General features: G+C 66.2%; 9 protein-coding genes and 1 pseudogene. 4 read left to right on the forward strand and 6 right to left on the reverse strand.

Annotated features, from left to right (window positions below):
- A pseudogene (locus BEMPMBAN_RS33270) lies at positions 1 to 695 on the forward strand (transglycosylase family protein); the annotation flags it as partial.
- Between the two features lie 4 nt (positions 696 to 699).
- Here BEMPMBAN_RS33270 and BEMPMBAN_RS29410 read toward each other — a convergent pair.
- Genes BEMPMBAN_RS29410 through BEMPMBAN_RS29425 form a run of 4 tightly spaced genes read right to left on the reverse strand, consistent with a single transcriptional unit; the run spans position 700 to position 2,318 of the window.
- Complete coding sequence (locus BEMPMBAN_RS29410) at positions 700 to 1,125, reverse strand: molybdenum cofactor biosynthesis protein MoaE (RefSeq protein WP_159235005.1); 426 nt, start codon at positions 1,123 to 1,125, stop codon at positions 700 to 702.
- A complete protein-coding gene (locus BEMPMBAN_RS29415; protein ID WP_159235006.1) occupies positions 1,122 to 1,601 on the reverse strand; it encodes a MogA/MoaB family molybdenum cofactor biosynthesis protein in 480 nt (159 codons plus the stop codon). The genes BEMPMBAN_RS29410 and BEMPMBAN_RS29415 overlap by 4 nt, the downstream gene beginning before the upstream one ends.
- 7 nt (positions 1,602 to 1,608) lie before the next feature.
- Positions 1,609 to 2,112 (reverse strand): cyclic pyranopterin monophosphate synthase MoaC, encoded by a 504-nt coding sequence (gene moaC / locus BEMPMBAN_RS29420; RefSeq protein WP_272952262.1) that lies wholly within the window; start codon positions 2,110 to 2,112, stop codon positions 1,609 to 1,611.
- 14 nt (positions 2,113 to 2,126) lie between these two features.
- Positions 2,127 to 2,318, reverse strand: coding sequence for a hypothetical protein (locus tag BEMPMBAN_RS29425; RefSeq protein WP_200846166.1), 192 nt, complete (start codon positions 2,316 to 2,318; stop codon positions 2,127 to 2,129).
- Between the two features lie 129 nt (positions 2,319 to 2,447).
- Here BEMPMBAN_RS29425 and BEMPMBAN_RS29430 point away from each other — a divergent pair, with 129 nt between their 5' ends.
- Positions 2,448 to 4,700 carry a helicase-associated domain-containing protein gene (locus BEMPMBAN_RS29430; RefSeq protein WP_159235007.1) on the forward strand — a complete coding sequence of 751 codons (2,253 nt, stop codon included), beginning with the start codon at positions 2,448 to 2,450 and terminating at the stop codon, positions 4,698 to 4,700.
- A gap of 8 nt (positions 4,701 to 4,708) precedes the next feature.
- Here BEMPMBAN_RS29430 and BEMPMBAN_RS29435 read toward each other — a convergent pair whose 3' ends face one another.
- A complete protein-coding gene (locus tag BEMPMBAN_RS29435) occupies positions 4,709 to 8,068 on the reverse strand; it encodes a hypothetical protein (protein WP_234897768.1) in 3,360 nt (1,119 codons plus the stop codon).
- A 596-nt stretch (positions 8,069 to 8,664) separates the two neighbouring features.
- On the opposite strand from BEMPMBAN_RS29435, the gene BEMPMBAN_RS29440 reads away from it, so the two are divergent.
- Positions 8,665 to 10,314, forward strand: coding sequence for a DNA repair helicase XPB (locus BEMPMBAN_RS29440; protein ID WP_159235008.1), 1,650 nt, complete (start codon positions 8,665 to 8,667; stop codon positions 10,312 to 10,314).
- 13 nt (positions 10,315 to 10,327) lie between these two features.
- Here the strand turns inward: BEMPMBAN_RS29440 and BEMPMBAN_RS29445 are convergent, their stop codons facing one another.
- The gene (locus BEMPMBAN_RS29445; RefSeq protein WP_159235009.1) at positions 10,328 to 12,163 is read right to left on the reverse strand and encodes an autotransporter outer membrane beta-barrel domain-containing protein; all 1,836 of its coding nucleotides are present in this window, start codon (positions 12,161 to 12,163) and stop codon (positions 10,328 to 10,330) included.
- Positions 12,164 to 12,254: 91 nt separating this feature from the next.
- Here BEMPMBAN_RS29445 and BEMPMBAN_RS29450 point away from each other — a divergent pair, with 91 nt between their 5' ends.
- The gene (locus tag BEMPMBAN_RS29450; protein WP_159235010.1) at positions 12,255 to 12,428 is read left to right on the forward strand and encodes a hypothetical protein; all 174 of its coding nucleotides are present in this window, start codon (positions 12,255 to 12,257) and stop codon (positions 12,426 to 12,428) included.
- The last annotated feature ends 326 nt before the right edge of the window (positions 12,429 to 12,754 follow it).

Here is a 12,754-nt window from a genome sequence, read left to right on the forward strand (position 1 = left end):
CCCCACTGCCGCCGGCCCCCGCGCCGATGGACGCCCCGCTCCCGCCGGCCCCCGCGCCGATGGACGCCCCGCGCCCGCCGGCCCCCGCGCCGATGGACGGCCCGACTGNNGCGNCGGCGCCGGTCGACGACGCCGTCGCCACAGTCGTGGATTGGGACGGCGCGCACGGTCCGGTTCCCGCCGATCAACCCCAGATGTGGTCACTGCACGCCGACGTGCCGCTGCAGCCCGCGCCTGTCGACCCCGCGCTGCCACCGGCGCCGGCTCCCGCTGCGCCGGCGGTCGCCGCGCCGCCCGCACCCGCTCCGGTGGATCCGCTTGCGCCGCTGGCAGGCGTCGACGTGCCCGCCCCGGCCTACGACATCGCCAATCAGGCGGTCACCGGTGACCTGGCCCTGCCTGATGCCACCCCGCATCTGGTGAGCCCGGACAATCTTCCTCCCGGTACCACGGTCAACCCCGCTCTGGTCCCCAGCGAGAGCCCGAACGTGACGTACCTCAAGGAGATCTGGCACGCGATCCAGACCCAGGACATCACCGGCAGCGACGCGCTGCTGGCGCTGACGCAGCGCCCGCTGACAACTCCGGACACCCCGGGTGGTCCGCCGCCGAACACACCGCTCCCTGTGGGTACCGACCCGGCCGCTCCGATGCCGCCGGTCCCCGCGCCGGCTCCGGTTCTGCCGCCCGCCTGACCCGCTAAGCGGAGTTCACCCACTCGTCGGTGCCGTCGGCGAAGTACTGGTGCTTCCACACCGGTAGCCGCTCTTTCACGCTGTCCACCAGGCGCGCACACGTCTCGAACGCGGCGCGCCGGTGGTCGGCTGCCACCGCGGCCACCAACGCGGCATCGCCGATGTGCAGGATGCCGACCCGATGGCTGACGGCGATGGCACGCACGCCCGAGCAGTCGGCCGCGATCTCGGCGACGACGTCCGTCAGCGTCTGTTCGGCGGTCGGATGCGATGAGTAATCCAGGCGTTTCACCGCGCGACCGCCATCGTGATCACGCACCACACCGGCGAAAACCACCACCGCACCCGCGGCGTGGTGCGAAACCAGAGCTTCGTGCTCGGCCGAATCGATGGGTTGCTCGGTCAGCGCCGCGCGCACGACGACGGTCATCTGGTGTGGTCCTTGCCGCGGAGTTGGTCGAGCGCGTGCTCGAGGATGTCCGCGAGAACCCCGAGTCCGTCCCGCACACCCCCGGTCGATCCGGGAAGGTTCACGATCAACGTCCGACCGGCGACGCCGCACACCCCCCGGGACAGCACCGAGGTCGGTACGTGCGGAAGTCCCGCGCGCCTGATGGCGTCGGCCAGGCCCGGGATCTGGTAGTCCACCAGCGCCGCGGTTACCTCGGGCGTGGCGTCCGTCGGCGATATGCCGGTACCGCCGGAGGTGACGATCACGTCGTGGTTGTCGCGCAACGCCGATCGCAACGCCGATTCCAGGGGACCGCCGTCGGCCACGACCACAGGTGGCGACGTCGCGATACCGCGTTCGTTGAGCCAGCCCGCGATGACAGGGCCGCACCGATCCTCGTAGACGCCGGCCGACGCCCGGGTGGAGGCGATGACCACCGCGCCAGAGCGCGTCATTCGGGTCTCACCTGCCCCATGGTCCGGTCTTACCACCTTCTTTGCGGATTACCCGGACGTCGTCGATGCGCGCGGACCGGTCCACCGCCTTGATCATGTCGTAAATCGTCAGGGCGGCGACGCTGACTGCCGTCAACGCCTCCATCTCGACGCCGGTGCGGTCGGTGGTGCGGACCGTCGCGGTGATGCCGACCGACCCCGGCGCCTCGGCGCCTCCCACGGTGAACTCGACGTCGACACCGGTGATCGCCAAGGGGTGACACAGTGGGATGAGATCGCTGGTGCGCTTCGCGGCGAGGATTCCGGCCACCCGAGCGGTGGCCAGGGCGTCACCCTTGGGGAGCCCGTTGGCGCTGATCATCGCGACGACATCGGGTCGGGTGCGAACAGTTCCCGCGGCAACTGCGATGCGTTTGGTGACGTCTTTGGCCGTGACGTCGACCATGTGGGCCGCGCCCGACTCGTCGAGATGCGAGAGATCCGAATGGTCATCCCAACGACCGGAGCCCACCGATCAGCCCGCCGTTACTTGTTGATCACCGTCGAGGATTGGACGAAGGGAAGCTCGTCGGCCGGCAGCGGGAACGTGATGTCACCGAACGGCGACAACGCCCCGGTCCGGTCGGCGGCCAGTTCACTGACCGCGTGATCATCGACGTCGGTCGTCGGCCAGCCCGGGTCGACGTATCTGGTCTTCTGCCGTTTCTGATCAGCCACCCCCACATTGTGGCAGGCCGCTCGCCGGCTGGCGAGGCCGGGACGCTGCTTTACGCTGGTCACGATGAGCGCTTGCGCGAAGAGTAGAAGGCCGCGAGTGAGCGCGTGCGCGAAGACCAGAGGACACCAATGAGCGCGAAGAGCCCGGGCGTGCCACTGGGCGCCTGGCTGGCCGAGCTTGATGACGAGCGGCTGATCCGGCTGCTGCGGTTGCGCCCCGATCTCACCCAGCCCCCGCCGGGCACCATGGCCGCCCTCGCCGCCCGCGCGGCGGCACGTCAGTCGGTCAAGGCCGCCACCGACGACCTCGACTTTCTCCACCTCGCAGTGCTCGACGCCCTGCTCACCTTGCATGCCGACACGACCGCCGTCACCATGACCGACCTCACGGCATCACTGGGCGAACTGGCCGATGGCGTCGCGCTCGGCACCGCCATCGAAGGTCTGCGGGATCGGGCGTTGGCCTGGGGCGACGACGCGCTGAGGGTGGTCGCCGAAGCCGTGTCCGGCCTGCCCTGGTACCCCGGACAGACCACCGCGGAGAGCACTGCGCTGTCGGCCGCCGAGATCAGCGAGGCGCTCGAAACCGTCGACGATGCTGCGCGGGAGTTGCTCAACAAGCTGCTGGAAGGGTCTCCCGTCGGCCGGACCCGCGACGCGATGCCGGGCACGCCACCCGACCGTCCGGTGCAGCGCCTGCTCACCGCCGGATTGCTGCGCCGGGTGGACAACGACACGGTGATCCTTCCCAGGCTGGTCGGCCAGGTGCTCCGCGGCGAAGTGCCGGGGCCCGTCAGCCTGACCAGGCCTGATCCCACGGTGTCATCAACCGGCGCCCGCGACGTCGACGCGGTAGCCGCCGGAGCCGCGCTCGACCTGCTGCGCGAGGTCGAGATCCTCATCGAGACACTGAGCGCCGCCCCGATTCCCGAACTTCGCAGCGGCGGCCTCGGCGTACGCGACGTCAAGCGCCTGACCAAGCTCACCGGCATCGAGGACCGTCGGCTGGGGCTGGTGCTGGAGGTGGCCGCGGCTGCCGGACTGCTCGCGCCTGGAATGCCCGAGCCCGACCCGCCCGACGGTGTGGGGCCCTACTGGGCGCCCACCGTCGCCGCCGACCGGTTCGTCGAGTCACCGACAGCGGTCAAATGGCACCTGATCGTCTCGGCATGGCTGGACCTGCCGGGCCGGCCCAGCCTGATCGGCAGCCGTGGACCTGACGGCAAACCGTATGCTGCGCTGTCGGATTCACTGTTCTCCACAGCCGCTCCGCTGGATCGCAGGCTGCTCCTCGACACCCTCGACGACCTGCCGCCAGGGTCGGGGGTCGACGATGACAGCGCTTCGCGGGCCATGGTGTGGCGTCGGCCCAGATGGTCGGTGCGGCTTCAACCCGAACCGGTGGCCGCGCTCCTCGCCGAAGCGCACGCTGTCGGCGCCGTCGGCCGCGGCGCCCTGTCCACACCGATGCGCCGCATGCTCGCCGGAGAGTCCGACGACGCCGTGATCGCCGCCATGTCCAAGGTGCTGCCCGCGCCCATCGACCACTTTCTGCTGCAGGCCGACCTGACGGTCATCGTGCCGGGTCCGCTGGAGCGCTCACTGGCCGAGCAACTGGCGGCGGTGGCAACCGTGGAGTCCGCAGGGGCGGCCATGGTGTACCGCATCACCGAAGGCTCCGTCCGACGAGCCCTGGACACCGGGAAAACGGCAGGCGAGCTGCACGCGCTGTTCTCGAGACATTCCAGAACCCCGGTGCCGCAAACCCTGACGTACATGATCGACGACGTCGCGCGGCGCCACGGTCAGCTCCGGGTGGGCATGGCTTCCTCCTTCGTGCGCTGCGAGGACGCCGCCCTGCTCGCACAGGCGGTCGCGGCGCCGGCGACCGAATCGGTGGAGTTGCGCACGCTCGCGCCGACGGTGGCGGTGTCGCAGGCACCGATCGCCGAAGTGTTGGCCGCTCTGCGAGGCGCCGGTTTCGCCCCGGCCGCCGAGGACTCGACGGGCGCGATCGTGGACCTACGCAGCCGTGGTTCGCGGGTTCCGGCGCCGGGCCGTCGCCGTGGGTACCGGCACAGTGCGACGCCGACGGACCAGACGCTCGGCGCGATCGTGGCGGTGCTGCGCAAGGCCGCGTCCACTCCGTCGGGGATGCGACTGGACCCCGCGGTCGCGATCTCGGAGCTGCAGTCCGCCGCCCACCATCAGGAGTCGGTGGTGATCGGCTACGTCGACCCCGCAGGCGTGGCGACGCAGCGGGTGGTGGCGCCGATCAACGTCCGAGGCGGCCAGCTCACCGCCTACGACCCGGCTTCGGGGAGGGTCCGTGAGTTCGCGATTCATCGCGTGACTTCGGTGGTGTCCGCAGAATCCGGATAGACCCTGGCTTACCGGTACACCTCCACCGTCACGAAGCCTGGGATCAGTGCACTCAAGTTGGAGTCGTCGGTGACGTTGATCTGCAGAGTCCGAGTGACGAACAGAGCCAGAATTCCGCCGCCGAACTGCGTTGCCCTGAACGTCACCGCCTCCAGCGCCTGCTTGTACTGAGAAATGGTGGCCGTCCCCGACAGCGTCAACTCTCCTGTGCTGCTGTTCCAGGAGCTCACCGCGACCGGGTTCCCTGCGATCGGGACGTATGCCAAGGTGTCACCGCTCTTGCGGTTGCCCGTGATCGTCACGGTTGCACCGGTCAGCACAGTGGAGTCGAAATCGACGATTGTGGCCAGCGTGATCGGCTTGACCGTATCCCCGACGTTGGGGAATGACAGGCCGGCTAGTCCCAGAACCACCACAGTCGGCCGGTCCGGATTCTTGACGCCCGCGACGACGATCGCCGGGACGAGAGCACTGACGCCGGAGTCGTCGATGACGTTCATAGTCAGCGTCCGAGGTAGCAGAGCGCCGCCGGTCGCCGAGAAGGTCACCGCCTCCAGCGCCGCCTCGTACTGCGCAATCGTGCCGGTTCCCGACAACGTCAGCGTGTCCGTGCCGTTCCAGGACGCAATGATGGGGCTTCCGGCCGGCGCGGCGTAGCCCAACGTGTCACCGGCCTGGCGACCCAACCCGACCTTGACCGTGGCACCCGTCAACGTCGTCGAGTCCAGGTCCCCGATCTCCACCACTGGTGCCACACGGACTCCGGCCTTGCCGATGGTGTGGATCGGCGGGAGCGAGAGCACCACGACCGTCGGGGGCAGCGGCGCAATCGTATTGGCGAAAACCGTACCCGGGATCGGATTGGTGTCCCCGTCGGCCTCGGTGACGGTGATGGTGACCGTCCGGGTGAGGCCCACCTGGCTCGCGCTGAAGGTGATGGCCTTGAGCGCCTCTTCGTACTGCGCGACCGTCGCCACCCCCGACAATGTCAGCGTCCACGCGTTGGTCTGCACCACGGTGATCGGATTTCCCTCTGGCGCAACGTAACCCAGGGTGTCTCCGCTCAGTCGACCCAGCGTCTCGATCCTCACTGTCGCGCCGGTGAGTTGCCCGTCGTCGGCATTGGCGATGCTCACCGACGATACCAACTTCACCGGAGCCTTACCCACGATGTGAATCGGTACGCCGATCGGTGTCACGAGGAGCGGCAACTCGATGACTATCCCAGGCAGCACACCAACGGCGACGAACGCGGGGAGCAGGCTCTCCTTGTCCTTGTCGTCGGTCAGGTTGATCTCCACCGTGCGGCCGAGCAGACCAAGATCGGTGGTGCTGAACGTGATCGCCTTCAATGCGGCCTCATACTGCGCCAGTGACGCCAGTCCGGTCAGTTCCAGGGTCCAATCGTTGACCCACGTCGCCTCGATCGTGCTGCCCAGCGGCGGAGCGTAACCCAACGTGTCCCCGTCCTGGCGACCCAAGCCGATCGTCACCACCGCGCTCGTCAACGACGACGAATCCAGATCAACGATCTCGGCGACGGAAAGCAGTTTGACCGGATCACTGCCCAGGATGTACGGCAAGCCGCCCAAGGCCACCAGCGACGGCGGCAGGTGGACCGCGGGCAGCACGGCGGCGACGACGACCGCCGGTAGGAGGCTGTTCACGTCGTGCTCGTCTGTGAGGGTGATCTCCACGGTGCGGCCGAGCAGACCAAGATCGGTGGTGCTGAACGTGATCGCCTTCAATGCGGCCTCATACTGCGCCAGTGACGCCAGTCCGGTCAGTTCCAGGGTCCAATCGTTGACCCACGTCGCCTCGATCGTGCTGCCCAGCGGCGGAGCGTAACCCAACGTGTCCCCGTCCTGGCGACCCAAGCCGATCGTCACCACCGCGCTCGTCAACGACGACGAATCCAGATCAACGATCTCGGCGATCGAAAGCAGCTTGACCGGGTCATTGCCCAGGATATACGGCAACCCGCCCACCGCCAGCAGCGACGGCGGCAACTGCAGTATTGGTTCGGCGTTGAAACTCACTGCCTGGGTGAAGTTTTCAGCTTCAGCCAGCCCGAACACGCGGGCGATGGCGTGCAGCACCTTCTGGATCGCACCGAGGCCACCGGTGAGGTTCTCGGAGTCATCTCTGACGATGACCTCGAATTCGACGGGAGCCGCCGCTCCCACAACGGGCGTGAGCGGTGTGTAGATGAACTTGCCGGTAATGACGTCCCTGAAGACGAAGCCGTCCACGGGCTGGACGATGTCGTAGGTCAGCGGGTCACCGTTGGGATCGTAGGCATCGATGTCGATGATGACCTGGCCGGTGATGATCTGTTCGGTGGTGACCGACCGGACGACCGGTGTCTTGTTGAAGAACGTGTGAGTGACCACCCGGCGGAACCAAGCCAGAAGCGCATCGGTGATCGACGGCGGGACAGGCAGTTCAGGAGCTAGCAGGGGTGAGAGGACAGTGGACACCATTGCCGTGAAGAGCTCTACTTCACCGACCTCATGCTCCGGTGGGGTCAACGAGGAGACCTCGCTCGAGGCGTTCGCGCCTCCGTCCGCCAGAGCCACGTTGGAGAAGCCGACTACGTCGTAGGCCGGGTCTACCGAGCTGCCCTCTTCCTCGAGCGACCGTGCGACGTCGGCCTGCTGGTCGCCGTCCAGTTCGTAGGATTGACCGGCATCATCGGTGGCCTGACCGGTGCCACCCTCAGCCGAAGACTCCTCGACGGTGGACACACGCTTCGCATCAATGGCTTGCGAGCCGGCTTCTTCTGAATCCGAGCCGGCCCCTCCCTGATCTTTGGCCTCGTCATCACCCGCGTCAAGATCGTCATCGGGGGCTGTCGACTCGCCCGAGTCCGCGTCCTCGTCGGCCTCCTCGGCCTCGGCCTCGGCGGCTTCAGCGGCGGCTTCGGCGTCAGCGGCAGCGTTGTCGGCGTCAGCGGCAGCGGCGGCGTCGGCGGCGTCGGCGTCAGCGTTGTCGGCGTCGGCGTTGTCCTGATCCGCAGAGTCCCCGGAGTCGGAGTCCTGCCCGCCGCCGTCGGAGGGGGATGTGGAAGCTGCTGTTGATTGTGAAGGGGTTCCGGATCCCGAGTCCGACGCCGACGAGTCCGAAGCACTGTCAGCAAGAGCTACACCGGTCGCGGAGTTTGCGACGGCAAACCCGATGCCAAGCGAGACCGCCAGCGCGCCCACCCGCCCAATATTTGCGGCATAGCTCGACGAACCCTTTTGTGCGTGTTTCGGCGATCCGACTGACCGGCCACCGTCGAGAAGGTCTTTCGCCGCCCAAAACCCCTGCGCGCGATCAAGAGCATCCTTGCGCGCAAACCTGTGGCGGGCCTGAACTGCAGTCATCTGTCGGTCTCCGTTAGTCGCTCGGTCCCCCCTCGCGGTGCGGTGGCCCCCTGTTTAGAGATGGCGCCGGGCAGGACGATGCCGTTTGATTCCGTGCGCGAGTATTCGCCGCGTCATCGCACTCCCCGACTCAATATTGCTGAAGTCAAATAGCTGAGCAGCCGCTCACGTTGCCAGCTCTTGCCCAGGATGGACATTAGAGCAAAATCATGACGTGTATCACAATTATCGAAACACTCATTGATTGTTCAAGTATATTGAGGCCCACCAATTCGTTTGACATGGCCATATACGCCGCTGATCAAATTGTCGATCACGAAAATTTCTGACGGCTGCCTGGTCCTCGTCTGTCCGATCTGCCGAGCGGAAAACGACATCAGCCAATGTCTCGGACCGTCGGCGAACGTCGACAGCCCGGCGCTCTTCGTTTGCCAGTACTGCGAGCCGCCGTCTGTCCAGACCGGCAGGCGCACTTGCCGTCGAGTTCGGACGTGACGGGACCGGCCTATGGCCGGAGTCACCGTTCGTCGACTCCACCAAACGACCTGGATAATGGGAAAACGTGACTTTTCACCGGAGCAATCACGAGGTGGCGTGTGTCTGACGGACCCCTCATCGTGCAGTCCGACAAGACGGTGCTGCTCGAGGTCGACCATGAGCTCGCCGGAGACGCCCGGGCTGCGATCGCCCCCTTCGCCGAGCTGGAACGCGCGCCCGAACACATCCACACCTACCGGATCACACCGCTGGCGTTGTGGAATGCCCGCGCGGCCGGACACGACGCCGAGCAGGTGGTCGACGCTCTGGTCAGCTTCTCCCGCTACGCGGTGCCCCAGCCGCTGCTGGTCGACATCGTCGACACGATGGCCCGCTACGGCCGGTTGCAGCTGGTCAAGAGTCCGGTGCACGGCCTGATCCTGGTCAGCTTGGACCGCGCGGTCCTCGAAGAGGTCATGCGTCACAAGAAGATCGCCCCGATGCTGGGGGCACGGATCGACGACGACACCGTCATCGTGCATCCCAGCGAGCGTGGACACATCAAGCAGCTGCTGTTGAAGATCGGCTGGCCGGCCGAGGACCTCGCCGGCTACGTCGACGGTGAGGCGCACCCGATCAGCCTGGCGCAGGACGGCTGGCATCTGCGGGACTACCAGGAGATGGCGGCCGACTCGTTCTGGGCCGGCGGCTCCGGTGTCGTGGTGCTGCCGTGCGGGGCGGGAAAGACGCTGGTCGGAGCTGCCGCCATGGCCAAGGCCGGAGCAACGACGTTGATCCTGGTCACCAACACCGTGGCCGGCCGGCAGTGGAAGCGCGAGTTGATCGCCCGGACCTCGCTGACCGAGGAAGAGATCGGCGAGTACTCCGGCGAACGCAAGGAGATCCGGCCGGTCACCATCGCGACGTACCAGGTGATCACCCGCCGCACCAAAGGCGAGTACAAGCACCTGGAGCTGTTCGACAGCCGCGACTGGGGCCTGATCATCTACGACGAGGTGCACCTGCTGCCCGCACCGGTGTTCCGGATGACTGCCGACCTGCAGTCACGCAGGCGTCTGGGGCTGACCGCCACGCTGATTCGCGAGGACGGCCGCGAAGGCGACGTGTTCTCGCTCATCGGGCCGAAGCGCTACGACGCGCCGTGGAAGGACATCGAGGCCCAGGGCTGGATTGCGCCCGCCGAGTGCATCGAGGTGCGCGTCACGATGACCGACAACGAGCGGATGCTCTATGCGACCGCCGAACCCGAGGAACGCTACAAACTGTGCGCGACGGCGCACACCAAGATCGCGGTGGTCAAGTCGATCCTGGAACGGCACCCGGCCGAGCCGACGTTGGTCATCGGCGCCTACCTCGACCAACTCGATGAACTCGGGGTCGAACTCGATGCTCCGGTGATCCAGGGGTCAACGAAGACCGCCGAGCGTGAGGCTCTCTTCGACGGTTTCCGCCGTGGCGAGATCCGCACCCTCGTCGTGTCGAAAGTCGCCAACTTCTCCATCGACCTGCCGGAAGCCAGTGTCGCCGTTCAGGTCTCCGGAACCTTCGGGTCTCGCCAAGAAGAAGCTCAGCGCCTGGGCCGGCTGCTGCGCCCGAAGGCCGACGGCGGCGGCGCGGTGTTCTACTCGGTGGTCTCACGCGACAGCCTGGATGCGGAGTACGCCGCGCACCGGCAGCGCTTCCTCGCCGAACAGGGCTACGGATATGTCATCAAGGATGCCGACGACCTCCTCGGGCCCGCGATCTGACCTGTGCCGTCAGTTAGATCACAGTCAACAGAAGTAGTGTCGTATTGCTATCGAGGCCTTGTTGGTCTTGTGTGACAAACGTTATCGAACGCACACCCGTTTGGAAGAGTCCGCTCGATGAGAACCTGACCGACCGAAGGACGGTTTCGTACTCGTCGACGGTGCCCAGGCCGGACAACGCCAGCACGCCCCCGCTATAGGTTCCGTCGATCGCCCCGGTCGGAGTGAAGGACAACGTGTCGTTTTCGGGGTTTTCGATCGTGACGACCGCTCCCTGCAAGAACGATGACTCGTCGACGATGAGCGTGGCGAGACCTGGGCTCAAGAGTTGCGGCGAGGTCCCATTGATGTAGGTGCCGAGCAACGCTGTGGTGAGTAACGGCGGCGTGTTAGCAACGACCGTCAGCGTGGTTAGTCCCGGCACACTCGTTGCCCCTTCGGCATCGGTGACCGCGAAAGCAATGGCCTTGACCGACGCCAACAAGGTCCCACTAGATGCGTAGGTGACCGATCGCAGGGCCTCCTGATACTGCTGTATGGTCCCGGTTCCCGACAACGTCAGCGTGCCTGTCACGCTGTCGTAATCGCCTGTGATCAAGCTGCCGTCAGGAGCGGTAAAGGCCAGGACGTCCCCGGTGGTGAGACCCCCGTTGATCGTCACCGTGGCACCCGTCAAGTTCGCCGAATCCAGATCAATCAAGCCAAGCAGCGAATCCACTGTTACCGCAGTGTTTCCCGCGGTATAAATCGGGCCCACGGGGGTGGCCACCACTAAAGGCGCCAAATTGACGGGTGCCGCCAAGACCGTGACGACTACGTTCGCCGGCAATAGACTCGGTGTGCCCTCGGCGTCAGTCACGTTGAACGACAATGTCTTCAGCGACGCTAGCGCCTCCGAGCCCGTCGACAACGTCACCGACCGCAGCGCCTGTTCATACAATGCGATGCTCGCGGTCCCCTCGAGTGTCAGTATGCCCTCGGCGCTGTCGTAGCTGCCGGTGATTCCCGTCGGCGCCGTGAATGACAGCACGTCTCCGGCGAGGAATCCGCCCGTGATCGCGACCGTCGCTCCTTGCAGTGAGGTCGAATCGAGATCGAGCACGCTGACCGCCGGATCGACGACGATCGCGCTGTCACCGGCGGTGTATGAAACGTTGGCGACAGAAGTCGTGACCAATGGCGCGATCTCCAGCGGAGACGTCACGATCGTGACGGCCACGAGACCTGTTCCACTGACATTGTCCTGGTCGTCGGTGACGACGAAGGAAATGGACCTGATCGTCGCCAGCGCACCGGAGGCAGTCGAGAACGTCACCGTCCGCAACAGTTGTTGGTAAGCCGCCACCGAGGCCACTCCATCGAAAGTGAGGACACCCGCGTTGTAGGTTCCGGTGATGCCCTCCTGCGGGGTCCAATCGAGGTTTTCGCCGACCGCTGCGCCGCCCACGATCGACACCACGGCACCCGACATGTTCGGCGAGTCTGCATCCAGCAGGACCAACCCGGGATCAATCGGGACGGCTGAATCACCGGCCGTGTAGGCGACATTGACCACTGAGGTCACCACGACCGGTGTGGCCAGGACAGGCAGTGACAGGACGGTGACCGCGACCGAGCCGGGTGCGCTGACGCCTTCCTGGTCGTCGGTGATCGCAAACGAGATGGTCTTGATCGTGGCCAGTGCGGATGCATCCGTTGAGAACGTGACCGAGCGCAGAAGCTGCTGGTACTCACTGACCGAGGCGCTGCCATCGAAAGTCAATACACCGGAGGCGAAGTCAGCGGTGACACCGTCGGGCAGCGAGCCATGCGCCAACACATCGCCCACTGCCGGATCGCTGATCGTCACCGTCGCACCCGTCATGGTCGTCGAATCCGCATCGAGGACGATGAGACCCGAGTCAACTGCGACACCGGATGATCCGGCGGTATAGGAGACGTTGATCACCGAAGTCAGCACGATGGGATCGGCAGCAAGCGGCAGTCCGACGACCGTGACGGTGCTGATCGCCGGCACCAGGGACGGGTTGCCGTCGGCATCGGTGACGACGAACGTCACCGTCTTCAACCCGGCCTCGGCAGAGGTCAACGTCACCGACTGCAGAAGCTGCTGATACTCCGTCACCGTCGCTGACCCGGTAAACGTCAACACCCCACCCGAGACATCGGCAGTCACATCCGTCGGCAACGCCCCATAGCCCAGGACGTCACCCGCCGCGGCGCCACCCAACGTCACCGTCGCCGAGCCGAGTTCATCCGAATCCAGATCGGTGATCACCACCACCGGCGACACCGTGACCGCCGAACCCGTGGTTCCGGCCGCCACCGCGGTAGCCACCACCACCGGGGCCACCGACGACTCCGGCACCCCCACCACCGTCACCGCACTGATCGCCGGCAACACACTGGCATTCCCGTCAGCATCCACCACCGCGAACGT

Source organism: Mycolicibacterium austroafricanum (assembly GCF_902705885.1).
In the GTDB taxonomy this organism is placed as follows: domain Bacteria; phylum Actinomycetota; class Actinomycetes; order Mycobacteriales; family Mycobacteriaceae; genus Mycobacterium; species Mycobacterium vanbaalenii_A.